The organism is Thermus antranikianii DSM 12462 (assembly GCF_000423905.1).
In the GTDB taxonomy this organism is placed as follows: Bacteria; Deinococcota; Deinococci; order Deinococcales; family Thermaceae; genus Thermus; species Thermus antranikianii.
The window spans coordinates 197,244-218,058 of sequence record NZ_AUIW01000004.1 but is presented as its reverse complement, the minus strand read 5'-3'; the positions used below and the strand labels follow the sequence as shown (position 1 = coordinate 218,058).

The 20,815-nt window shown below is 65.0% G+C and carries 24 protein-coding genes; 17 read left to right on the top strand and 7 right to left on the bottom strand.

From position 1 onward, the window contains the following. Both G584_RS0105915 and G584_RS11990 read right to left on the bottom strand, forming a co-directional pair. Positions 1–310: transposase family protein (locus G584_RS0105915; protein WP_028493790.1), on the bottom strand; the 310-nt coding region annotated here is incomplete at its 3' end. Beyond that, a complete protein-coding gene (locus tag G584_RS11990; protein WP_245563330.1) occupies positions 307–957 on the bottom strand; it encodes a metallophosphoesterase family protein in 651 nt (216 codons plus the stop codon). The genes G584_RS0105915 and G584_RS11990, both read right to left, overlap by 4 nt. A gap of 23 nt (positions 958–980) precedes the next feature. Between G584_RS11990 and G584_RS0105905 the strand changes: the two genes are divergently transcribed. Together G584_RS0105905 and G584_RS0105900 are read left to right on the top strand one after the other, a co-directional pair. After that, on the top strand, positions 981–1,604 hold the full coding sequence (locus G584_RS0105905; protein WP_028493789.1) for a hypothetical protein: 624 nt from the start codon (positions 981–983) through the stop codon (positions 1,602–1,604). 13 nt (positions 1,605–1,617) lie between these two features. Further along, positions 1,618–1,818 carry a hypothetical protein gene (locus G584_RS0105900; RefSeq protein ID WP_028493788.1) on the top strand — a complete coding sequence of 67 codons (201 nt, stop codon included), beginning with the start codon at positions 1,618–1,620 and terminating at the stop codon, positions 1,816–1,818. 57 nt (positions 1,819–1,875) lie between these two features. On the opposite strand, the gene G584_RS0105895 is transcribed toward G584_RS0105900, so the two are convergent. Further along, a complete protein-coding gene (locus G584_RS0105895; RefSeq protein ID WP_028493787.1) occupies positions 1,876–2,295 on the bottom strand; it encodes a hypothetical protein in 420 nt (139 codons plus the stop codon). A 45-nt stretch (positions 2,296–2,340) separates the two neighbouring features. Further along, positions 2,341–3,300, bottom strand: coding sequence for a tetratricopeptide repeat protein (locus G584_RS0105890; RefSeq protein WP_038050784.1), 960 nt, complete (start codon positions 3,298–3,300; stop codon positions 2,341–2,343). Here G584_RS0105890 and G584_RS0105885 point away from each other — a divergent pair. From G584_RS0105885 to G584_RS0105840, 10 genes are all read left to right on the top strand, one after another. After that, positions 3,266–4,489 (top strand): MFS transporter, encoded by a 1,224-nt coding sequence (locus tag G584_RS0105885; RefSeq protein WP_028493786.1) that lies wholly within the window; start codon positions 3,266–3,268, stop codon positions 4,487–4,489. The two genes, G584_RS0105890 and G584_RS0105885, sit on opposite strands and share 35 nt — an antisense overlap. A 170-nt stretch (positions 4,490–4,659) precedes the next feature. After that, positions 4,660–6,639: a threonine--tRNA ligase gene (gene thrS, locus G584_RS0105880; protein WP_028493785.1), complete on the top strand. Its 1,980-nt coding sequence runs from the start codon at positions 4,660–4,662 to the stop codon at positions 6,637–6,639. Beyond that, a complete protein-coding gene (locus G584_RS0105875; protein ID WP_028493784.1) occupies positions 6,639–7,421 on the top strand; it encodes a PaaX family transcriptional regulator C-terminal domain-containing protein in 783 nt (260 codons plus the stop codon). The genes thrS and G584_RS0105875 overlap by 1 nt, the downstream gene beginning before the upstream one ends. A gap of 10 nt (positions 7,422–7,431) precedes the next feature. Then, positions 7,432–8,622, top strand: a complete 1,191-nt coding sequence (locus tag G584_RS0105870) for an ABC transporter substrate-binding protein (RefSeq protein ID WP_028493783.1) — start codon at positions 7,432–7,434, stop codon at positions 8,620–8,622. Positions 8,623–8,762: 140 nt separating this feature from the next. Further along, positions 8,763–9,959, top strand: coding sequence for an ABC transporter substrate-binding protein (locus tag G584_RS0105865; protein ID WP_028493782.1), 1,197 nt, complete (start codon positions 8,763–8,765; stop codon positions 9,957–9,959). Positions 9,960–10,093: 134 nt separating this feature from the next. Next, complete coding sequence (locus G584_RS0105860) at positions 10,094–10,861, top strand: sugar phosphate isomerase/epimerase family protein (protein WP_028493781.1); 768 nt, start codon at positions 10,094–10,096, stop codon at positions 10,859–10,861. 96 nt (positions 10,862–10,957) lie between these two features. Then, positions 10,958–11,683 carry a c-type cytochrome gene (locus G584_RS0105855; protein WP_028493780.1) on the top strand — a complete coding sequence of 242 codons (726 nt, stop codon included), beginning with the start codon at positions 10,958–10,960 and terminating at the stop codon, positions 11,681–11,683. A gap of 13 nt (positions 11,684–11,696) precedes the next feature. Then, complete coding sequence (locus G584_RS0105850; protein WP_028493779.1) at positions 11,697–12,179, top strand: hypothetical protein; 483 nt, start codon at positions 11,697–11,699, stop codon at positions 12,177–12,179. Positions 12,180–12,189: 10 nt separating this feature from the next. Continuing rightward, entirely contained in the window at positions 12,190–12,819 is a 630-nt protein-coding gene (locus G584_RS0105845) for a QcrA and Rieske domain-containing protein (RefSeq protein ID WP_028493778.1), read from the top strand. A gap of 9 nt (positions 12,820–12,828) precedes the next feature. Next, positions 12,829–14,091 carry a cytochrome b gene (locus G584_RS0105840; protein ID WP_028493777.1) on the top strand — a complete coding sequence of 421 codons (1,263 nt, stop codon included), beginning with the start codon at positions 12,829–12,831 and terminating at the stop codon, positions 14,089–14,091. Between the two features lie 64 nt (positions 14,092–14,155). Here G584_RS0105840 and G584_RS0105835 read toward each other — a convergent pair whose 3' ends face one another. Beyond that, entirely contained in the window at positions 14,156–15,784 is a 1,629-nt protein-coding gene (locus G584_RS0105835; protein WP_028493776.1) for a 30S ribosomal protein S1, read from the bottom strand. 198 nt (positions 15,785–15,982) lie between these two features. On the opposite strand from G584_RS0105835, the gene G584_RS0105830 reads away from it, so the two are divergent. From G584_RS0105830 to G584_RS0105810, 5 genes are read left to right on the top strand one after another with little or no spacing between them, the layout of a single operon-like run. Next, positions 15,983–17,098, top strand: coding sequence for a M20 family metallopeptidase (locus G584_RS0105830; RefSeq protein ID WP_028493775.1), 1,116 nt, complete (start codon positions 15,983–15,985; stop codon positions 17,096–17,098). Then, positions 17,095–17,571 carry a YbaK/EbsC family protein gene (locus G584_RS0105825; RefSeq protein WP_028493774.1) on the top strand — a complete coding sequence of 159 codons (477 nt, stop codon included), beginning with the start codon at positions 17,095–17,097 and terminating at the stop codon, positions 17,569–17,571. The genes G584_RS0105830 and G584_RS0105825 overlap by 4 nt, the downstream gene beginning before the upstream one ends. A gap of 2 nt (positions 17,572–17,573) precedes the next feature. Further along, positions 17,574–17,852 (top strand): hypothetical protein, encoded by a 279-nt coding sequence (locus tag G584_RS0105820; protein ID WP_028493773.1) that lies wholly within the window; start codon positions 17,574–17,576, stop codon positions 17,850–17,852. Positions 17,853–17,861: 9 nt separating this feature from the next. Further along, positions 17,862–18,146: a hypothetical protein gene (locus G584_RS0105815; RefSeq protein WP_028493772.1), complete on the top strand. Its 285-nt coding sequence runs from the start codon at positions 17,862–17,864 to the stop codon at positions 18,144–18,146. Between the two features lie 10 nt (positions 18,147–18,156). Then, the gene (locus G584_RS0105810; RefSeq protein WP_028493771.1) at positions 18,157–18,555 is read left to right on the top strand and encodes a hypothetical protein; all 399 of its coding nucleotides are present in this window, start codon (positions 18,157–18,159) and stop codon (positions 18,553–18,555) included. A gap of 30 nt (positions 18,556–18,585) precedes the next feature. Here G584_RS0105810 and G584_RS0105805 read toward each other — a convergent pair whose 3' ends face one another. Both G584_RS0105805 and G584_RS0105800 read right to left on the bottom strand, forming a co-directional pair. Continuing rightward, positions 18,586–19,941: an alanine/glycine:cation symporter family protein gene (locus tag G584_RS0105805; protein WP_028493770.1), complete on the bottom strand. Its 1,356-nt coding sequence runs from the start codon at positions 19,939–19,941 to the stop codon at positions 18,586–18,588. A gap of 2 nt (positions 19,942–19,943) precedes the next feature. After that, the gene (locus tag G584_RS0105800; protein WP_051209188.1) at positions 19,944–20,768 is read right to left on the bottom strand and encodes a DUF4388 domain-containing protein; all 825 of its coding nucleotides are present in this window, start codon (positions 20,766–20,768) and stop codon (positions 19,944–19,946) included. Positions 20,769–20,815: the final 47 nt, after the last annotated feature.

Below are 20,815 nucleotides of genomic sequence, written 5' to 3'. Positions count from 1 at the left end.
GGTGCTTCCCGTCCACCACCAGGACCCCTCCCAGGTCCACCTCGGGGAAGACCTGGAGGAGGGCCTCCTGGAGCTTCTTTGGGTCCAGACGGTGAAGGAGGAGGGTGAGGATGGTGTGGCCCGGGGGGTTGCGCAGGCCCAGGTGGGGCAAGAGGTGAGGGTTGGCCCGGGCGAAACGTTCCACGCCGCGCAGGGAGTCCACGCGGGCGAGAAAGGCCACCAAGATGAGGGCCAACAAGCCCCACAAGGGATACCGCCGGTTGCGGGCCCTGGGGTCGGGGACTTGGGACAAGGCCTCGCGTAGGGTCATGCCCCCTCTTTACCCCAAGGCCGCATATCGGTCAAGTCTGCCCACAGGGCAAAGGCCGCCCCGGGCACGTGGTCGCGGGGCTGGCCCACCGAACCCGGGTTGACCAGGGCCCGCACCGTAGGGGACAGGATCAGCTCACCCCCCTCGGCCAGGCGCTGGTAGCGCACCCATGGGCGGGGTCCGGAAAGCTCCAAAAAGGCCCCGGCCAGATGGGTGTGCCCGTGAAAGGTGAGGCGGTGGTCCGTACAGGCGAAGGCCTGGCGGGCCAGCTCCAGCCCATCCAGGTACTCCATGGGATCGCAGGGGCTGCCGTGGACCAAAAGCGCTCCCTCCACCTCCCTCTGCCAGGGCCAGGAAAAGAGAAAATCCAGGTGCCTGGAGGACAACCGCTCCCGCTGCCAGGCCAGGATCTCCAGGACCATCCCTTCTTGGGGCAACCGGTCCAGGGCCAGAAGCCAGGCATCGTGGTTGCCCAAGACGCACTGGGCCTCCACCTCCATGAGCCAGTCCAGCACCCGGTCCCCATCCGGATAGTAGCCCACCGCATCCCCCAGGAAGAGCACCCCGTCAAAAGAAGGGGCCGCCTCGAGGACCGCCTGCAAGGCGGGCCAGTTGCCGTGGATGTCGGAGAGGACCAGGTAGCGCACGGGGTTTAGGATACCATGAGAACATGGCTTCCTCTTTGCTGGAACAGCTTTCCGCGGACCTCGAGGTCCTCTCGGAACACCTCCGGGCAGGACTGGACGAATTCGGCACCCTTTACTGCTACCTGGAAGGTGGCCGAGGAGGAAGGACCTACCTCCTTCATGCCCCCTACGAGGAGGCCTTGGCCGTGCTCCAGGCCCTAAACGGCCTCTCTTTTCGGGGACGGATTCTTCTGGCCCTGGATCCCTCGCCCCTCTCTCCCACCTTAGAAGGACTTCCCCTCTCCGGCCCCACCCGGGCACCCCTGGCCCACCTTCTGGAAAAAACCCGCCCCGACCGCCTCCTCTTAGCCTTTCCCGGGGAGGGCCTTGGCCAAAGCTTCCCGGGAGCCAAGGAAACCCCCAAGGGCTGGCAACCCCTGGATGCCGAGGAAGAACCCCTGGTCTTGCGGGTAGAGGCTCCCACGGGCCTCACCTACCAGGAGGTGCGGGCCTACGGGCCCTGGGAAAGCCCCCCTCTTCCCCTTGGGCTACCCATAAGCCCAGGGCCCTATTGGGGAAGCGTGGGCTTGGCCTTGGGGATTCCCACCTACGGGGTGGGTTTGGTAAACTTACGAACAAGCCTGGAGGCGCTTCTCAGCCTCTGGTAACAGGAGGGAGAATATGGTGTACATCGCGCTGTTTGCCTTGGGAGCGGCCTTGGTTACCCTGCTCTTCTACCTGATCCTGAACCCCCGCGTGCTCACCACCGAGGGGGAAACCTTTGACCTGCGCTTTATCCTCTTCATGTTGATGCTCATCGTCCTGACCGCCAGCACCGTGGCCCTGATGCTGGTCCTTGGCAAGATGCACCACCTGCTTTAAACTCCGCGCCCTCCTTTGGCCGGAGGGCGCCTTTTGCACTTCGCGGGTTTCCCCACCTTAGGAAACCCGGCTCGTTTCCCTTCCGGAAAGCTCCTTGCGAAGATACTCCAGGTCCTTCTCCAGGACCTTGCGGGTGGCCTCGAGGACCGGGGTGAACTCGGGGGGAAACTCCCGGGTCAGGTGGCCCATGCACACCAGAAGCCCTTCCACCATGGCCTTCTCCTGCTCCCGCCGGCGCTTGCCCCCCCGCAGGGCGCTATAGGCCAAATGCTCCAGCCGCCGCACCACGCACACCCTGGGTTCCCCTCCTACCCCGGCACAGGGAAGGCCCTCCGCACCCCCACAGGCCGCATAGGCCTTAGAGTACAGGGGAGCCAACTCAGGATGCCCTAAAAGCGCGGGCCCCAAGGGCCCCGCATGGGCCGCGGCCAGGCGGAGGTATGCGGCGTGGCGGGCGCGGCGAATCTCCACCTCCATGGTTCCATCTTAGACAAGGGCCACCGGGACAAATGCCCCAGAGGGCTAGGGAAGCCGGAAAGGGCTCCTCAGCCCGGCTAAGGCGATGGTCCTGGCTTCCTCCGGGGCCCAGGAGAGGGCCAGGACCCCCCGGTAGGCCCTCAGGGCCCTTTCCCGCTCCCCCGCCAGGTCCAGAAGCTGGCCAAAGCGGGCCAGCACGTAGCCCGGCAGGTAGCCGGGGTGCTGGAAGTCCATGCGGAACACCTCCTCCATGAGGCTTAAGGCCTCCTGCCACTCCCCGGCCGCCAGGTAGATCTGGGCCGCCAGGTACAGGGCCTCGGGATCCCCTATCTGGAAGAGCCCCTCCAAGAGCCCCGCCCAGTCGTCCTCCTCCCTAAGCTGCCAGGCCCGGTCTAAAAGGGCCCTCTGGCGTTCCTTCTCCGTGGGCTCATGGGCCTTGGGCAAGGCCTCGGGAAAGCTCTTGGCCAGAAGGAGGTAGTCCAGAAGCTCCGCCACCACCACCCCTTCCCGGCCTCTCAGGGCCTCCGCCACCCTTTCCATGCGGCGGGCCCGGAATCCCGTGGCCGGACCTTCCCCGAAGGCCTGGGCGTACCCCTCGTAGATTTGGCCCAGATGGTCCAGGAAGGCCTGGGAGCCCAGGACCTCCGGGGTAAGGGGGGTCTTGAGGAGCTGCAAAAGCTCCTGGTCAAAGGCGTGTATCCGCTCCAGGTGGGGTTTCCCCAGGGGGTGCTGGGCCAGGGCTTGACGGAAGGCCTCGGCCTCCTCCTTTAGATGGGCCTCCTCGTCCAGGGCCACCACAGGGATGCCCTTCGCCTCCGCCCAGGGAAGCAGGTGAAAGAGAAGGGGGTCCTCCTCGCGCCAAAGCCCTTCCTTCAGGCTTTCCTCCGAGTGGGAGGCCAGGTAGAGGACGGGGGCACCGGCCTTTTCCAAAAGGGCCAGCACCGTGGCGGCGTTGTAGCGTGGATGCAGGATGTGGAAGGGCCCAAGGGAAGGAAGAAGCAGCATCCTCTCCATCTTAGACCTCCGGGACCGCAACTACCGCCTGGCGGTGCTCAACGGCTGGCTGGTGTGGCTGGGGGATACCTTTTTGAACCCCAACATCGTCCTCACCAGCTTTGCCGCCAAGCTGGGGGCCCCCGGGGCCCTGATCGGCCTCCTCCCCGCCTTGCTGCAGGCCGGGGGCATGATCCCCCAGGCCTTCCTGGCCCCCTATGTGGCCCGTTTTGCCCGGAAGATCGTGCTCTACCGGAAGGTGGCGGCCCTAAGGCTTTCCGGCGTGATCCTCATGGCCTTGGCCACCTTCTTCCTGGACCCCTGGCCCCACCTCCTCCTTGCAGGCTTCCTCGCGGGCCTTCTCCTGAATGCCCTCTTCACCGGGGTTTCCAGCCTCCCCTTCTGGGAGGTGGTGGCCAAGACCACGCCCGTAGAGCGCCGGGCCCACCTCTTCTCCGCCCGGAACCTCATCGGAGGGCTTTTGGCCTTCCTGGCGGGCTTCGGGGTCCGGGAAATCCTTGCCCTTCCCCTTCCCTTCCCCCTCCCCTACGCCCTCCTCTTCGCCCTGGGAGCCTTGGCCTTTGGTACGGGCTGGTACCTCTTCGGCCTCACCCGGGAACCAGAAGACCCCCCCAAGGAGGAAAGGATCTCCCTGCGCCTACCCTTCGAGCACCAAGGCTTCCGCCGCTACCTTCGGGTGCGGGTTCTCCTGGGCCTTGCGGGGATGGCCGAGCCCTTTTATGCGGTGTACGCGGTGCGCACCCTGGGGCAGGGACAGGAGCTGGGCCTTTACCTCTCCCTTTACGCCCTTTCCTTCACCCTTTCCAACCTGCTTTGGGCCAGGCTGGCGGAGCGGGGCTCCAAGGGGGTGCTCCAGGCTGGGGCCTTCCTAGCCCTCCTCGCTCCCCTTCTGGCCCTTCTCCTGCCCCGGCACCTCTTCGGTTTGGTCTTCCTCCTCCAGGGGGCCTATCTGGCCGCCTTGGGGCTTTCCACCACCACCTACCTCCTGAACCTGGCCCCACCCGAGGAGCGTAGCGCCTTCATCGGCCTGGCCAACACCGTGGCCGGGGTCTTCGCCTTCGCCACTGTCCTGGGAGGATGGGTGGCCGACAGCCTAGGGTTTTCTAGCCTCTTTCTCCTGGCGGCCTTCTTCTACGCCTGGGCCTTTTACACCGGGAGAAAACTCCCCCACGAGGGGTAAAGAGGGAAAAAGCCCCGTGGGCCGAAGGCTTCTTCCATCCAGCAGCTTATCCACGCCCTCGCCCATGCGGGTTCGGTTCCCGCACCTCGCGCAAACCCTGGGTTTGCCCCAAGTCCTCCCCTTAGCTGAATCCATCCCCGCCGGCCGCGGGGCTGTGTATAGTAGGGTTCATGGTGGTCTACCTGCCGGATGGGAAGGCCCTCGAGGTGGAGGAGGGAGCCACCGCCTGGGACGTGGCCCGGGCCATAGGCCCAGGGTTGGCCAAGGCGGCCGTGGGGGCCTTGGTGAACGGGGAGGTCTACGACCTGCTAAAGCCCCTCCCGCCCGGGGCCCAGGTCCGGATCCTCACGGAGAAGGACCCCGAGTACCAGCTCCTCTTCCGCCACACCCTGGCCCACGTCCTGGCTCAGGCGGTGAAGGAGTTCTTCGCCGAAAAGGGCTACGACCCGGAAAGCGTGAAGCTCGGGGTGGGTCCGGTGATCGAAAAGGGCTTCTACTACGACATCGATGCCCCCGAGCCCATCTCCGATGAGGACCTGCCCGCCATAGAGGAGAAAATGCGGGCCATCATCGCCAAAGACCTTCCCCTGCGCCGCTTCGTGCTGCCAAAAGAGGTGGCCCTTTCCCGCTACCAGGGCAAGGACCCCTACAAGACCGAGCTCATCCTGGACCTACCCGAGGACGAGGAGATCAGCTTCTACCAGCAAGGGGACGAGGCCTACGGCTTCACCGACCTCTGCCGCGGGCCCCATGTGCCCTCCACGGGCCGCATCCCCCCCCACTTCAAGCTCACCCACGTGGCCGGGGCCTACTGGCGGGGGGATGAGAAAAGGCCCATGCTCCAGCGGGTCTACGGGGTGGCCTTCCGCACCGCCGAGGAGCTAAAGGAATACCTCTGGCAGCTGGAGGAGGCCAAGAAGCGGGACCACCGCCGCTTAGGGCGGGAGCTGGAGCTATTCCTGATCGATCCCATGGTGGGGAAGGGGCTGGTGCTTTGGCTTCCCAAGGGGAACGTGATCCGGGAGGAGCTCATGGCCTTCATGCGGGAGGAGCAGATCAGGCGGGGCTACCAGCTGGTCACCACCCCCCATATCGGGAGCCTCGAGCTTTACCGGACCAGCGGCCACTACCCCTACTACGCGGAAAGCCAGTTCCCCCCCATCAGCTTCAAGGAAAGGGGCGAGGAGGAGGAGTACCTCTTAAAGCCCATGAACTGCCCCCACCACATCCGCATCTACGCCTTTAGAAAGCGCTCCTACCGGGAGCTTCCCTTGAGGCTTGCCGAGTTCGGCACCGTCTACCGCTACGAGAAGGCGGGGGAGCTTTTGGGCTTGACCCGGGTGCGGGGCTTCACCCAGGACGACGCCCACCTCTTCTGTACCCCCGGGCAGGTGAAGGAGGAGTTCTTGGGGGTCTTGGACCTGGTTTTGAAGGTGCTTTCCACCCTGGGCCTTAAGGACTATAGGGCCCGCATCGGCACCCGGGACCCCAAAAGCGACAAGTACGTGGGGGACGAGGCCAAATGGTCCCTGGCGGAAAGGCAGATTGAGGAGGCAGCCTTGGAAGCTGGCCTCTACTACACGGTGGAGGAAGGGGATGCCGCCTTCTACGGCCCCAAGCTAGACTTCGTGGTGAAGGACGCCCTGGGAAGGGAGTGGCAGCTCGGCACCATCCAGGTGGACTACAACCTCCCTGAGCGCTTCGGCCTCACCTATGTGGGGCCAGATGGGGCCGAACACCGCCCCGTCATGATCCACCGCGCCCCCTTTGGCTCTTTGGAGCGCTTCATCGGCATCCTCATCGAGCACTTCGCCGGGGACTTTCCCCTCTGGCTCGCCCCGGTGCAGGTGGTGGTGGTGCCGGTTTCGGAAAAGCAGGAGGACTACGCCAAGGAGGTGGTCTTTAAGCTCAAGGAGGCGGGCCTCAGGGCCGAGGCCGACCTCCGCCCCGAGCGCATGCAGGCCCGTATCCGCGACGCCGAGCTGCAGAAGGTGCCCTATGTCCTGGTGGTGGGGGACAGGGAAAAGGCCGAGGGCACGGTGAGCGTCCGCAGGCGGCACCGGGGGAACCTGGGAAGCATGCCCCTGGCCACCTTCCTCGAGGCCGCCCTTAAGGAATACAAGGAACGCCTTTTGGAGCCAACCCTCTGATGCGGGCCAGGTCCACCATCTTCACCCTCTTTGTGGAATACATCTACCCGGAACGGCGCGCCCGGGTGCGGGACCTCATCACCATGATGGAGGTCCTGGGCTTCTCCGAGGCAGCGGTGAGGGCGGCCCTCTCCCGGAGCGCCAAAAGGGGCTGGGTGGTGCCGGAGCGGCGGGGGCGCATAGCCTACTACGCCCTTTCCGACCGGGTCTACTGGCAGGTGCGCCAGGTGCGGCGGCGCCTCTATGAGGCCAGGACCTCCTGGGACGGGCGTTTCCTCCTGGTCCTGCCGGAAGGCCCAAAGGAGCGGGGGGAAAGGGAACGCTTTCGACGGGAGATGGCCCTTTTGGGCTACGGCAGTCTGCAAAGCGGGGTCTACCTGGGGGCGGGGGTGGACCTGGCCGCCACCCAGGAGCTCCTCGCCTTTTACGGGCTTTCCGCCACCCTCTTCCGGGCGGAGCACCTTGGGCCGAAGGAGGAAGTGCTCCGCGCCTTTCCCCTTAAGGAGGCCTCGGCCCATTACCAAACCCTCTTCTCCAACGTGCTCCCGGTGCTCGAGGACCCCCTTTTGGCCTTCCGGACCCTGACCCGCCTGGTGCACGAGATGCGCAAGCTCCTTTTCCTGGACCCCCTTCTGCCCCCCGAGCTCCTTCCCCCAAGCTTCCCAGGCCCCTTCGCCCGGGAGCGCTTCCTCGCCCTTCGGGAAACCCTTTACCGGCAGGCCGAACCCTTCCTTAAAAAGCTCTCCCTTCCCCTCTCAGCCCTCTCACCCCAGGCGGGATAACCTTTAGGGGATGAAGCGGCTTCTGCCCCTTACCCTGATCCTCGCCACCCTGGCCCAGGCCCAGGTGGTCATCCCCTTCTGGCACACGGCGGGCCCCCCGGGGAACAGCGTCTTAGAGGAGGCCATAAAAAGCTTCAACGAGTCCCAGCGCGCCTACCGGATCGAGGCCCGCTACGTGGGGGACTACCGGGAGGCGGGGGTAAAGCTCCTGGCCGCTTTGCGCTCAGGGGGTGCCCCAGTCCTTTTCCACGGGGAGCTTTCCTTCCTTCCCCGCCTGGCCCAGGAAGGGGTGGCCTTGGCCCTGAACCCCTATCTCCAGAACCTGCCCAAGGACCTCTATCCGGAGATGATGCGAACCACCCAGGTCCGGGGACAGACCTATGGCCTTCCCTTGGGGCTATCCGTGCCCGTCCTCTACTACAACAAGGATGCCTTCCGCGCCCGGGGCCTTAAGCCCCCCAGGACCTGGGCCGAGGTGGAGGAAGCCGCCAGCAGGCTCACCAGCCGCACCAGCAAAGGGCTTGTTATCTCCACGGACATCTGGAGCTTCAACGCCCTCGTGATGAGCCTGGGAGGTAGCTTGGTCAGGGATGGGTTTCCCGCCTTCACCTCCAAGGAGGTGGTGGAGGCCTTGGAGATGCTTTACCGCATGGTGCAGAAGGGGCACGCCCAGGCCAGGAACCTGGCCGAGGCCCAGTTCGCCGTGGCCGATTTCCTGCGCACCAAGGCCTTTATGGGAATCGGACCCACCACCGCCTTGCCCGTGGTGCTGGCCCAAACCTCTTTGCCCTTTAGCGTGGGCCTGGCCCCCCTGCCCCGGCGGGAAGGGGGTGCGGTACCCCTTTCCGGGGCGGCTCTGGCGGTGCTCAAGGGGGCAAGCCCCGAACAGGCCCGGGGAGCCGTGGCCTTCTGGCTCCACTTCCTGGAACCCAAGCGGCAAGCGGAGTGGGTGCGGACCACCTGGTATCTGCCCTTGCGGAAAGAAGCGGAAAGGGAGCTTGCCGATTTCCTGAAAGACCCCGAAAGGCAGGCGGTCTTCGCCCAGGCGGAGGTGGGCCGCCCCTGGAGCCAGGACCCGGAGCTGGTGGTCTGGTACAGCTACCTGGAAGAGGCCCTGGAAAGGAGCCTGAAGCAAGGGGTAAGGCCCATGGTGGCCCTCGAGGAGGCCCAGAGGAAGGCCATGGGGGTGGAGAGGCGGTAGGCCACCCCACCCTGGTCCAAGCCAGGGCGGGGGCCCCAAGGAATCCCCCCTTCGGGCCGCGCCTCTGGGCATCCACGGCGCGCCGTGGGGGAGAAAAGGCCTGACACCCCTTTGACAGGGAGGGTGGTAAGATCTCCCCCATGAAAAAGCTCGTCGCCCTGGCCCTCTTCCTCCTTCCCGGCCTAGCCCAGGTGGAGGTTTCCTTCTGGCACTCCATGGATGGCCCCGCGGGAAGGCTTCTTTCCGCCTTCGCCCAGGAGTTCAACGCCCGCCAAGGGCTCTACCGGGTGGTGCCCCAGTACGCGGGGGACTACCGGGAAGCCGAGACCAAGCTGGTGGCCTCCTTACGCACGGGAAGCCAGCCCGTGCTTTTTCAGGCGGAAATCAGCTTCTTCCCCCGGCTGGTGGGGGAAGGCCGGGCCCTGGTCCTGGATGGTTATCTGAACCTGGAGCGCGCCTTCCTGGAGGACCTCTTTGAACCCGCCTGGAACTACGGGGTCATGGAGGGGAAGCGTTACGGCCTTCCCCTAAACACCTCCACCCCGGTCCTCTTCTACAACCTAGACGTCTTCCGGGCCAAGGGGTTTAAAGCCCCGAGGAACTGGAAGGAGTTTGAGGAGGTGGCCAAGGCCCTCACCTCCCGCCAGGCCAAGGGCTTCATCTTCGTCACCGACCCCCAGGCCTGGCTCTTTGAGGCCATGGTGACCAGCCGGGGTGGGAACCTGGTGCGGGATGGAAAGCCCAACTTCACCTCCAAGGAGGCCCTCGAGGCCCTGGAGATGCTCTGGCGCTTAAACCGCGCCGGAGCCCTTTCCGCAAGGAGCATGGCCGAGGCCACCTTCGCCCAGCTGGACTTCGTGCGCACCAAGGGGATGATGGTCATGGCCTCCATCGCCAACTGGCCCGCTGCGGAAAACTTCTCCTTCGCCTTCACCTTAGGGGTGGCCCCGGTACCCCGGGAACCCGGGGGCAAGGTACCCATGGGCGGGGCCCAGTTGGTGGTCCTGCGAGGGGCCACGGAGGCCCAGGTGCGGGGCGCCCTGGAGTTTTGGAGGTACCTGATGGAGCCCGAGAACGTGGCCCGCTGGGTCCAGGCCAGCTACTACGTGCCCGTGCGCAAGTCGGCCATCCCCCTCCTGGAGGGCTTCTACCGGGAAAACCCTTTCCGCAAGGTGGCCTTTGAGCAGATCGCCCACGCCCAGGAACGCCCCCGCCTTCCCCAGTTCTCCGCCTGGGCCAGCGTCCTGGCAGAGGCCTTGGAAAAGACCCTGAAGGGCGGGGTTCCTCCCCAGAAGGCCCTGGAGGAAGCCCAGCGGAAGGCGGAGGCCATCCGGTAATACCACCCCACCCTGGCTCTGCCCGGGTGGGGGCCCCGATAAACCCCTCCTCCAAGCCACGTCTGGGAGTACCTAAGGGGCCCAATAGGGCGAGAAGGGGTTAGCTCCTCCATAAAAACCCTAAAATGGCAGGGATGCGCCTAGGTTTCAGTCCCTTCAATGCGGAGATGGGCTATGAGGAAGCCTTCCGCCTGGCGGCGGAGCTTGGGCTGGACCTCGAGGTTCCCTACGACCTGCACGAGGTCCTGCCCCTTCCCGACGCCAAGACCTTGCGGGCCACGGGGGAAGTCCTGGGGGTGGGGTTCACCCTGCACCTTCCCTTCGTGGAGATGAACCCAGCCAGCCTCATCCCCAGCGTCCGCGCCCTGGCCGAGGAGCGCCTCAAGCGGGCCCTGGAGTTTGGCGAGGCCCTGGGGGCCAAGGTGGGCGTGCTCCACACTGGCCAGGTGCCCGTGCGCCACCCCATGGCCATAAGCCTGGCCCGGGAGGCCTTGGAAAAGACCCTCTCCGCCCTCCTTCCCCTTCCCTTCCCCGTGGCTTTGGAAAACCTGGCCCTTTCCGAGGAGGACCTCCTCCGGGGCCCGGAGGAGCTAAAGGCCCTCCTGGACCGCTTCCCCCAGTACGGCTTCTGCCTGGATGTGGGCCACGCCCTGGTGGAGCTGGGTCCCCTGGGTCCTTTCCTCTACTGGGAGGCCCTGGGAGACCGGCTCATCCACCTGCACCTCCACGACAACCACGCCCGCAGGGATGACCACCTGCCCGTGGGCACGGGAGCCGTGCCCTGGGAAAGGCTGTCCTCCCGGCTGAGGAGCTCCCCCGCCACCGCGGCCCTCGAGGTGGGTGGGAACATCCAAGGAGTACGCCAGAGCCTTTCCCGCCTGCAGGCCCTCCTTGCCTCCTAAGCCTCTCCCTCCACGAGCGGGGACATCTGTCCTTGCCGGGGTACGCTTATAGTAGTGGAGTGGGGGTTTGTACCCCCCTTCACAAAGGGAGGCAGAATGGTCGTAGACCGGATTGAGGTGTACCTAGACGGGGCTAGCGAGCCCCTGGCGGTTCTTAAGGAACCTCCTTACCGGCTCAACCTGGACACCCGAAAGATCCCCGACGGGGAGCATGTCCTGCGGGTGGTGACCCACTTCCGCGGCGGAGGCCAGGAGGTCCGAGAAATCCCCTTCACCGTTAACAACTACCCCGACGTGATGGTCCTGGGCCTGGACGAGGGGGGGGAGGTGGCAGGGACCCTTGAGCTCCGCCTGGCCGTGGGGGAACCCGATTTCCCCGTGGAGCCTGTGCGCTTCAACCCCATCTGGTACGTGGTGGCCTCGGTGATCGTGCTGGGCGGCATCTGGGCCTACTTCGCCCTTTCCCCTACGGCGGAGAAGGTGGTGGCTGAAGTGGCCCCCCCGGCCCAGGAAGCCCAGGCCCCCAAGGAAGGCGCTGGCCAGGCCGCCAACGTGGACCAAGCCCTCATGGAAAAGGGTAAGTCCATCTACGAGGCCAACTGTGCCGCCTGCCACCAGGCCAACGGCCAGGGGATGCCCCCTGCCTTCCCCGCCCTGGCGGGAAATCCCAACCTCAAAGATACCCAGCTGGTCCTGAACACCATCAAAAACGGCCGTGGGGCCATGCCGGCGGTGGGCGCCGCCTTTTCGGATGAGGAACTCAAGGCTGTGGCCACCTACATCCGCAACAGCTTCGGCAACAACTTCGGCCCAGTGGAATAAGGAGGGCTAAGACATGTACCGCAATGACCCCATCGTACCCACCTTCGCCCTCATCCTGGCCGCAGGCCTCTTCTACATGGCCTACCTGGATGGGCGCCACATCGCCCGCCTCCTTGGCCACACCCCAGAGGAGCTTTCCGTGGGCCAGATCGGCCTGATGGCCTTCGGCGCCGTCTTCCTTCTCTACAGCCTCATCGGCCTGGTCTCCTACTGGCTGGAGGGGGTAGAGCTGCGCCCCGGCCGCCACTTTCCAACCCCCTCCACGGCTCCTGTAGCGGTAGGGGTAGTCCTGGTCCTCCTCCTCACCGCCCTTTCCGGTTTCTTCGTGCGCCTCATCGTTTACTCCGCCCAGACCGGGCACAACCCCACCTGGCTCCAGGGCCTGGTCTTTGGGGCCATCAGCCTGGTGGTGGCGGCCCTCTTGGGCATTTACAAGAAGTTCTTTGGCCGGGACGAGGTGGTCACCGAGGAGGAAAAGAGCCACTTCCCCTGGTGAGAGGTGAAGCATGGACGAGCGCGAGATTCGCTTGCAAAGATCCCGCAGGCGGCTTTTCCTTAAGGCCGCCATCGGCACCGGAATCGGCCTCTCCCTGGTTTCCGCCTTCTACGTGGGGGCGAGCCTGCGCCCCAAGGCCGAGGTCACCCCGGAGAAGGAACCCTTGAAGCCGGGGGACATCCTGGTCTACGCCCAAGGCGGGGGTAAGCCTAAACCCATCCGCCCTGAGGAGCTCAAGCCCGGCGACCCCTTCGTTCTGGCCTACCCCATGGACCCCAAGACCAAGGTGGTGAAGAGCGGCGAGGCCAAGAACACCGTCTTGGTGGTACGGTATACCCCGGATGAGCTTTCCCCTGAAACCGCCCAGAACGGGGTGGAAGGGATTGTGGCCTACTCCGCCGTATGTACCCACCTGGGCTGCATCGTGAGCCAGTGGGTGGCGGACAAGAAGGCAGGCCTTTGTCCCTGCCACGGTGGAATCTATGACCTCGCCCGCGGAGCCAGGGTCATCGCTGGCCCCCCGCCCAGGCCTCTACCCCAGCTTCCCCTTAAGGTGGAAGAAGGCGTCCTGGTGGCCGCCGGGGAGTTCCTGGGCGAGGTGGGGGTGAAGGCGGAAGCGGGCTTCTGCCGTCACGTCTAGGAGGGAAGCATGTACAAATGGCTAGACGAACGCCTGGACCTCACGGGCCTCTACCAGAAGGTCTTGCGCAAGGCCTTCCCGGTACACCATTCCTTCTTCCTGGGGGAGATCACCCTCTTCGCCTTCGTCGTCCTGGTGCTCACCGGCATCTTCCTCACCTTGAACTTTGAGCCTTCCATCCGGGAGGTCAAGCTCCCCGACGGCCGCACCGTACCCGCTGCTTACGCCAGCGTCCTCTACATAGACAGCCTTCCCTTCGGGGCGGTGATCCGTAGCCTCCACCATTGGTCGGCCCACGTGATGATCGCCGCCGCCTTCTTGCACATGCTCCGCATCCTCCTCTCGGGGGCCTACAAGAAACCCCGGGAGCTCAACTACCTGGTGGGCCTGGCCCTTTTGGGCCTGGCGGTGGTCACCGCCTTCACCGGCTATGCCCTTCCCTATGACAACTACGCGGTCACCGCCACCCGCATCGGCTACGGAATCGCAAACTCCATCCCCTGGGTGGGAACCACCCTGGCCCAGGTGATGTTCGGCGGGGAGTTCCCGGGCTCAGAGAAGTCCATCCCCCGGCTTTACAGTCTCCACGTCCTCTGGCTCCCCCTCCTCCTCATGGCCCTCATCGGGGTCCACCTGGCCATCATGATGAAGCAGAAGCACACCCAGCCCCGGTATGCAGAAAGGGTAGCCCCCGGAAAGATCCTCGGGGTACCCATGTACCCCCAACAGCTGGTGATGATGGGCATCCTCTTCGCCCTGTACGTGGGCATCATGACCATGATCGCCGGGGCCTTCCTGGCCCACCCCATCGAGGCCTTCGGCCCTCCCACGCCCAATACCCCTGCGGTCAAGCCCGACTGGTACTTCCTCTGGATCTACGGCATCCTGCAGATCATCCCCTCCAGCTGGGAGTTCCACCTCTTCGGGGCCACCATAGGACCGGAGTTCATCGGGGGGGTGGTGATCCCGGGGATCCTGGGCCTGGTGGGGCTTCTTTTGCCCTTCGTGGACACCCGCAAGGACAAGATGCGCTACATGGAGCTTCCCTCAGAGCATCCGGTGCGCACCAGCGTCATCCTCTCCCTTTTGGTCTTCTTCCTCATGGCCACCCTGGCGGGGTACAAGATCGACTTCCAGCAACAGGGCTCCATCCTGGGAAACAACGCTGTGCTCTGGACCCTGGTTCTGGGCGGTCCCCTGCTCACCTACATCGTTTCCTACACCTTGCTCCGCATCTTCTACGGAAAAGAAAGAATCCCGCATAAGGCTTAGGCCCCCGTAGCCTTAGAAAGAGGGCCCCCGCCACAGGCGGGGGCCCTAGCGTTCTCCCTACAACCTAAGAGGTCTTTTCCTCCTCGAGGCCCAGGCTCGCCAGCAGGTCGCCGTAGAGGTCGCCCAGCTTCACACTGGCGCCTGTGGTGGGCACCGCCGAAGCATCGTACAGGTTGTACTCGGCCACGGCCCCATACTCGTATTCCCGGCGCTCCTCTTTTACCGCCCGGCGGGGTCCAGGCTTTCTCTTGCCCCGGGCCTCCTTGCCCTTGGCCCGGCGAGGCCGCTCCTCCTCGGCCTTAGGAGGCGGCGGGGGCAGAAGGCGCTTGCGGGAGAGGGAGATCCGCTGCTCCACGGGGTCGATGTTGAGGACCACCACCTCCATCTCCTCCCCCTTCTTGAAGAGGGCAGCGGGGTTTTCGATACGCCCGTGATCCAGCTCGGAAACGTGGACCAGCCCCTCCATGCCGGGCTCCAGCTCCACGAAGACCCCAAAATCGGTGATTCCGGTGATCTTGCCCTTCACCACGGTGCCCGGGGGATACTTCTCGGTGAGGAGCTGCCAGGGATCGGGCTGGGTCTGCTTGAGCCCTAGGGAAAGGCGGCGCTCACTGGGGTCCAGCCGAAGGACCACCGCTTCCACCTCGTCCCCCTCTTTCACCACCTCGGAGGGGTGCTTGGGCCTTTTGGTCCAGGAGAGTTCGGAGATGTGGATGAGCCCCTCGAGGCCAGGCTCCACCTCCACGAAGGCCCCGAACTGGGTGAGGCCCACCACCTTGCCCCGGACCCGGCTTCCCACCGGGTACTTCTCGGCCACGGTGGTCCAGGGATCGGGGATCAGGGCCTTGATGGAAAGGTTGACCCGCTCCTTCTCGGGGTCCACGGAAACCACCTGGGCCCGCACCTTCTGCCCCTTGTGGATGACCTCCTTGGGGTGGTTAAACCGCCCCCAGGTGATCTCGGAACGGTGCACCAGGCCGTCCACCGGGCCCAGGTTCACGAAGGCCCCGAAGTCGGTGACGTCCACCACCGTACCCTCCACCACCTGGCCGGGCTGCAGGCTTTGGAAAAAGGCCTCCTTGGCCCGCTTCTGTTCCTCTTCCAAAACCGCCCGACGGGAGAGGAGAACCCGCCCCTTCTTGCGGTTAAACTCGATGATCTTCACCAGGATCTGCTGGCCCACGTAAGCATCCAGGTTGGGGATGCGCTTGAGGTCCAGCTGCGAAGCAGGGATGAAGGCGGACACGCCATCCAGGTCGGCAACCACGCCTCCCTTGACCTTCTCCTTTACGGTGACGGTCACCGGCTCGCCCTTCTCATAAAGCTCCCGGATGCGGTCCCAGTGCTCCGTGGCCTCCACCCGCTTGCGGGAAAGAAGAACCTGGCCCGTTTCGGGGTCCACCTTGATCACCTGGACCCGCACCTGGTCCCCAGGCTTGAAAAGAGCCCGTAGCTCCTCCTCGGGAAGGGACTTCTCCGTAAGCTCGTTAAAGGGAATGGTGCCTTCCGTCTTCGCGCCGATATCTACCGCCACACCCTCCGAACCCACCAGGACCACCTTGCCCGTCAGGATCTGGCCCGGGCGCACGCGCTTTTCCAAGCGGGCCTCGGTTTCCTGAAGGGCCTCCTCCATGCTGAAGGTCTGGCCTGGGGTCAAGTTGGCTTCGCTGACCTGGATCGCCTTTTCTTCCATGCCGCCTCTTTCCTCCTTACACGCCTTCCAGAGAAGGCGGGCGCATTTTGCGCACGTCCACACGAAAAGGAGGGGGAGAAGCCTCACTCCCCGCTTCCGTGTGAACCGGCCCCGAAGGGCATACCCTTCCTTTATACCACGGGGAGGCCCCCTTGCCAAGAGGCACCAGGCCTCTTGGGGTTGGGTCATAATGAGCCCATGGAAACCCTAGCCTGGATGCAGGCGAAGCTCCCTGAGTTCTTGAAGGACCTCGAGGCCTTCGTGCGCCGGGAATCCCCCTCCAAGGACCTGAAGGGCCTAATGGAAGCGGCGGCCTTCCTGGAAGAGGCCTTCGGGCCCCTCCAGGGGCGGCTTTCCCGCAAGGACACCCCCTTGGGCCCCATTCTGCTCTTGAAGCGGGAAGGGGAAGGGGCCCCGGTCCTGGTGCTTTGCCACTACGACACCGTCCATCCCAAGGGAAGCTTCCCCGAGCCCTTCCGTGTGGAAAGGGACCGGGCGGTGGGGCCCGGGGTCTACGACATGAAAGGAGGCATCGTGGCCTTGCTCTATGCCCTTCGCCACGCGGAGGCCACGGGAAGGAAGCTCCCCTCTTTGGAAATCCTCTTCACCCCTGACGAGGAAATCGGCTCCAAGGAAAGCCGGCCCCTCATCGAGGCCGCCGCCAGGAAGGCCCGGGCGGTGTTGGTCCTCGAGCCCCCCACGTCGGAAGGGGACCTCAAGGTGGCCCGAAAAGGGGTAGGGCTTTACCGGCTTAAGGCCCTGGGCAAGGCTGCCCACCAAGGAGTGGAGCCGGAAAAGGGGGTGAACGCCATCCTGGAACTCGCCCACCAGATCGTGAAGGTGGCGGCCCTCGAGGACCGGGCAAAGGGCACCACCCTGGGCCCCAACGTGGTGGCGGGGGGCACGGTGAGCAACGTGGTGGCGGAGGAAGCCTGGGTGGAGATCGACCTCCGGGCCTGGACCCTGGAGGAGGTGAAGCGGGTGGAGGAGGGCCTCAAAAACCTCACCCCCATCCTCCCCGGGGCCAGGCTGGAGCTTTCCGGTGGCCTTAACCGCCCTCCCATGGAGCCCACGGCGGAAAGCCTGGCCCTCTTCGAGAAGGCCCGGGCCATCGGCGAGGCCCTGGGCCTCTCCTTGCGCCCGGGACGGGTGGGCGGGGGATCGGACGGCAACTTCACCGCCGCCCTTGGGGTGCCCACCCTGGATGGCCTCGGTCTCTTTGGAGGCGACGCCCACCAGAAGACCGAGTACGTGGTGGTTTCAGAAATCCCCAGGCGCGTGGCCCTTCTGGCCGAACTCCTCTATGCCTTATGAACCTCTCCCCTTCTGCAAAGAAGGTACAAAGGGCCTTGGAGGAAAAGGGATTCGGCCACCTAAGGGTGGTGGAGCTTCCCACCTCCACCCGCACCGCCCAGGAGGCGGCAGAGGCCGTGGGGGCCGAGGTGGGTCAGATTGTGAAAAGCCTGATCTTCTTGGGAGAAAAAGGGGCCTACCTCTTCCTGATAAGCGGTAGGAACCGCCTGGACCCATCCAAGGCCCAAAAGGTCACGGGCGAAGCCCTGAGGCGGGCCACCCCGGAGGAGGTGCGCGCCCTGACCGGCTACGCCATCGGCGGGGTGCCCCCTGTGGGGCACGAAACCCCTCTTCCGGCCTTTTTGGATCAGGACCTCCTGGTTTACCCCCTGGTTTGGGCCGCAGGGGGTACCCCCAAGGCCCTCTTCTCCCTGACCCCAGAGGAACTTCTGGCCCTCACAGGAGCCCAGGTGGCCGATCTCAAGGAGGCCTAGGCATGTGGTTCTTCCGTAAAGACCCCCATGTGAAGCCCGAAGGCCCTTTGGCCTTCCGGGTGCGGGTGCGCACGAAAAGCGGCGAAGTGGTGGAGCTTAGGCTCTCCAAGAGCATGGAGATCAGCCCGGTGGAAGGAGGCTACTACGTGCGCAAGGAGATCGTGGCTCCCAAGAGCCTGGACCGGGCGGTCCTGGAAATCTGGTTCGACACCCGCTACCGCCCCGTGCGCAAACGCATTGAGGGGGGAGAGCTGATACCCATCCGGGAATGGAAAGGCTAGAATGGAGCCATGGAAAAGTTCTCGCTGCTCTTAGGCCTTTTGATCATGGTCTATAACGTCCTCTACGGCTTTCGGCTAAAGCGGGCCATCCCCGGCGGGGTCATAGGAGAAAGGGGCGGGAAAATGCTAGGGCTCATCGTCTTCTTTGCCCTGGCCTACCTGGTGGTCCTGATTCTCACCTGGAGTGAGCCCAGCAGCCTTCTCCTCTTCCTCCTCTCCCTGATCCTCCTTTTGGGGGCGGTCTTCGTCTACATGGTCCTGCGCTTGTTGGATGCCATCGTGGCCTCCTTGTAGCCATGGAGCCATGGTCTTTCGCCGTAACCCCAACCCTCCGGAAACCGACTGGAAGCCCACCCCCGAGGAGTGGCGGGTCTACACCCTTTGCGACGGTCGGCGCACCGAGGAGGAGGTGGTGCGGGAAAGCGGCCTCGGGGAGGAGGCCTACGCCATCCTGGCCGCTCTTCTCAAGCGGGGCTTGATCCTGCCCGTGGAGGGCGCCAAGGAGCTTTGCCAGAAGTTGGTGGGCCTCCTCAAAACCCGGCTCGGCTCCAAGGCCGACCCCTTTGTGGCCAGCCTGGAGGGGTGCCAAAGCCGGGAGGCCCTCGAGGAGGAAGCCTTACGGGTGGCCCTCAGGGTCAAGCTCACCCTGGACCGCAAAACGGGAGAGGAGCTGGAAAAGGCCATACGGGCGCTATTCCATTGAACGAGAACCGTCCCTTGGAAAAACCGCCGGTCAGCGGGGTGGTATCCAGGGCTCGCCCCGGAAGAAGCCGTAGACCAGCCGGCCCACCACCGGCCCCAGGAGGATGAGGCCCAGGAGGTTGGGTATGGCCATGAAGCCGTTTAGGGTGTCGGAGATGGCCAAGAAGGCCTCGAGGCCCCCCAAAGGCCCCACAAAGGCCAAGACGGCGAAGGTGAGGCGGTAGGGCCAGCGGATCCCCTCCCCGAAGAGGAAGGCCGCAGCCTCCTCCCCGTAAAATCCCCAGGAGACCATGGTCCCCAGGGCAAAAACCGCCACGGTGACGGCCAGGACAAACCCCCCTAGGGGATGGGCTTGGAAAAGGGCACCCGCCGCCTCAGCAGCACTTCCCCCCTCTCGCCAAAGCCCCGAGGCGATGAAGGTAAGGGCGGTTAGGCTGGTCACCAGGAAGCTCACGAACATCTCGGTAACCCCCCAGAAGCCCTGGCGCACGGGATGGTCCACCTGGGCCTGGGCGTGGGCGATGGGCGCGGAGCCCAAGCCCGCCTCGTTGGCGAAGATGCCCCGGCCAAGCCCGGCGTTGATGGCGGCGAAGAGGCTATACCCCGCTGCCCCTCCCAAGGCTGCCTCCGGGTTGAAGGCCGCCTGGAAGACCAGGGCCAGGGCCTCCGGAAGCTGGCCCCCGTAAACCACCAAAAGGGGAACCACCGCCACCAAAAAGAGAAGGAGCTTCAAGGGCACCACCACTTGGGCGAAACGGGCTACCCACACGATGCCTCCACCCAGCACCACCCCCACCAGCAGGGCCAGGAAAAGGCCCACCAAAGCCGGAGGTACCCCTAGGGGAGCCAGGGCGCCCCCCACCGCCCCAGCTTGGGAGAGGTTGCCGATGCCAAAAGCGGCCACGGCGGCGAAGAAGGCGAAGAAGTAGGCCAGAAAACGAAGCCTGGGGAGACCCCGGTACAGGTAGTACATGGGCCCGCCGGAAACCGAGCCATCGGCATAGCGGCGGCGGAAATGAACCGCCAAGGTGGCCTCAGCGAACTTGGTACCGGTGCCGAAGAAGTAGCCCAGCCACATCCAGAAAACCGCCCCTGGACCCCCTATGAGGACCGCCGCCAGCATACCCAAAAGGTGCCCGGTTCCCACCGTGGCGGAGAGGGCCACCATGGTGGCCTGAAAGGGCGTGATCTGCCCGCCAAAGCCGTAGGCGCGCTCGCGGATCGCCCCCAGGGTCTCGCTGAAGGAAACCCGCATCATCCGCAAGGGGGCGCTGAACCAGCGGATCTGGAAGATGACCAGATAGGCCCCCACCAGGAGGAAGACCAGCTTCATGGGAAAGCCGTATACCACTCGGTTGAGATACTCGTTTAAGGCCAGGATATCCATAGCTATACCTCCGGCACCACCTCCACCCTATCCCCCCGCCTGAGGCGAAGGCGCCTCAGATCCTCCTCCAATAGGCCCAGCCGGCCCGGGATATTGGGCCTGGGCCGCACCTCCATCACCACCTCGGGAGGCCTTAGGCGCAAGCGGAACCCGTGGCGGATGGCCCGGGCCCACTCGGCGTAAAGGGCCTCATCCACATAGGCCACCCCGGACCCCGGGCCGTAGATGGGAAGGACCAGAAGGGAAGCGGGCGCCACCTCCACCAGGGGGACCGCCTCGAGGGCCCCCATTTGCAAAAGGGTGTGCAGGATGCGGGCCAGGCGCAAAGTCCCCGGAGCCAGGAGCACCTCCACGATGCGTTTCCCTTCCACCTGGGCGAGCACTCGCAAGGCCTCGGGGCCAAGCTCTACCTCACCCCCCTTGGCGGGCAGGCGCAGGACGTACCCCCAGTCGGCGGGGAGGGCAAGCCCCCGCCACTGAGCCTCGGCCTCAGCCAGGCGAGCGGGGACCGCAAGCCCCCCAAGAAGGGTGGTATGGGGAGGCGACACCTCGGGCTCAAAGCGGTAGGGAGCCCGTTTGATCCCCGTGAGAAGGTCCAAGGCCTCCTCCCCCTCCAGGGCCTTTTCCCCCGAGCGCACCCGGGCGTGGACCACCTGGCCGTTTCGCAGGAAGACCTCCCCCTCCAGGTAAGGGGTGCGGACGAGAAGCCGGCCCGTGCGGCCGGTGCCCATCAAAGCCCCCACCAAGGCCGAGAAGGGAAACTCCGCAAGATTGCCTTCAAGGTAGCCTGAAGGTCGCCCAGAATGGCCCGGTGATTGACCCAGCATTCCCCCCCGTTTTACCATGCCCCCTTCCAAGCGTCCAGGCAGGGTAT

Bases quoted from the DNA above. Each gene is read 5' to 3' on its own strand.
- G584_RS0105865 (WP_028493782.1), top strand. From the start codon at position 8,763: ATGAAAAAGCTCGTCGCCCTGGCCCTCTTCCTCCTTCCCGGCCTAGCC.
- G584_RS0105805 (WP_028493770.1), bottom strand. From the start codon at position 19,941: ATGGATATCCTGGCCTTAAACGAGTATCTCAACCGAGTGGTATACGGC.
- G584_RS0105815 (WP_028493772.1), top strand. From the start codon at position 17,862: ATGGAAAAGTTCTCGCTGCTCTTAGGCCTTTTGATCATGGTCTATAAC.
- G584_RS0105850 (WP_028493779.1), top strand. From the start codon at position 11,697: ATGTACCGCAATGACCCCATCGTACCCACCTTCGCCCTCATCCTGGCC.
- G584_RS0105840 (WP_028493777.1), top strand. From the start codon at position 12,829: ATGTACAAATGGCTAGACGAACGCCTGGACCTCACGGGCCTCTACCAG.
- G584_RS0105895 (WP_028493787.1), bottom strand. From the start codon at position 2,295: ATGGAGGTGGAGATTCGCCGCGCCCGCCACGCCGCATACCTCCGCCTG.
- G584_RS0105855 (WP_028493780.1), top strand. From the start codon at position 10,958: ATGGTCGTAGACCGGATTGAGGTGTACCTAGACGGGGCTAGCGAGCCC.
- G584_RS0105875 (WP_028493784.1), top strand. From the start codon at position 6,639: ATGCGGGCCAGGTCCACCATCTTCACCCTCTTTGTGGAATACATCTAC.
- G584_RS0105830 (WP_028493775.1), top strand. From the start codon at position 15,983: ATGGAAACCCTAGCCTGGATGCAGGCGAAGCTCCCTGAGTTCTTGAAG.
- G584_RS0105905 (WP_028493789.1), top strand. From the start codon at position 981: ATGGCTTCCTCTTTGCTGGAACAGCTTTCCGCGGACCTCGAGGTCCTC.
- G584_RS0105825 (WP_028493774.1), top strand. From the start codon at position 17,095: ATGAACCTCTCCCCTTCTGCAAAGAAGGTACAAAGGGCCTTGGAGGAA.
- G584_RS0105860 (WP_028493781.1), top strand. From the start codon at position 10,094: ATGCGCCTAGGTTTCAGTCCCTTCAATGCGGAGATGGGCTATGAGGAA.
- G584_RS0105870 (WP_028493783.1), top strand. From the start codon at position 7,432: ATGAAGCGGCTTCTGCCCCTTACCCTGATCCTCGCCACCCTGGCCCAG.
- G584_RS0105890 (WP_038050784.1), bottom strand. From the start codon at position 3,300: ATGCTGCTTCTTCCTTCCCTTGGGCCCTTCCACATCCTGCATCCACGC.
- G584_RS0105845 (WP_028493778.1), top strand. From the start codon at position 12,190: ATGGACGAGCGCGAGATTCGCTTGCAAAGATCCCGCAGGCGGCTTTTC.
- G584_RS0105900 (WP_028493788.1), top strand. From the start codon at position 1,618: ATGGTGTACATCGCGCTGTTTGCCTTGGGAGCGGCCTTGGTTACCCTG.
- G584_RS0105810 (WP_028493771.1), top strand. From the start codon at position 18,157: ATGGTCTTTCGCCGTAACCCCAACCCTCCGGAAACCGACTGGAAGCCC.
- G584_RS0105885 (WP_028493786.1), top strand. From the start codon at position 3,266: ATGTGGAAGGGCCCAAGGGAAGGAAGAAGCAGCATCCTCTCCATCTTA.
- G584_RS0105800 (WP_051209188.1), bottom strand. From the start codon at position 20,768: ATGCTGGGTCAATCACCGGGCCATTCTGGGCGACCTTCAGGCTACCTT.
- thrS (WP_028493785.1), top strand. From the start codon at position 4,660: ATGGTGGTCTACCTGCCGGATGGGAAGGCCCTCGAGGTGGAGGAGGGA.
- G584_RS0105835 (WP_028493776.1), bottom strand. From the start codon at position 15,784: ATGGAAGAAAAGGCGATCCAGGTCAGCGAAGCCAACTTGACCCCAGGC.
- G584_RS0105820 (WP_028493773.1), top strand. From the start codon at position 17,574: ATGTGGTTCTTCCGTAAAGACCCCCATGTGAAGCCCGAAGGCCCTTTG.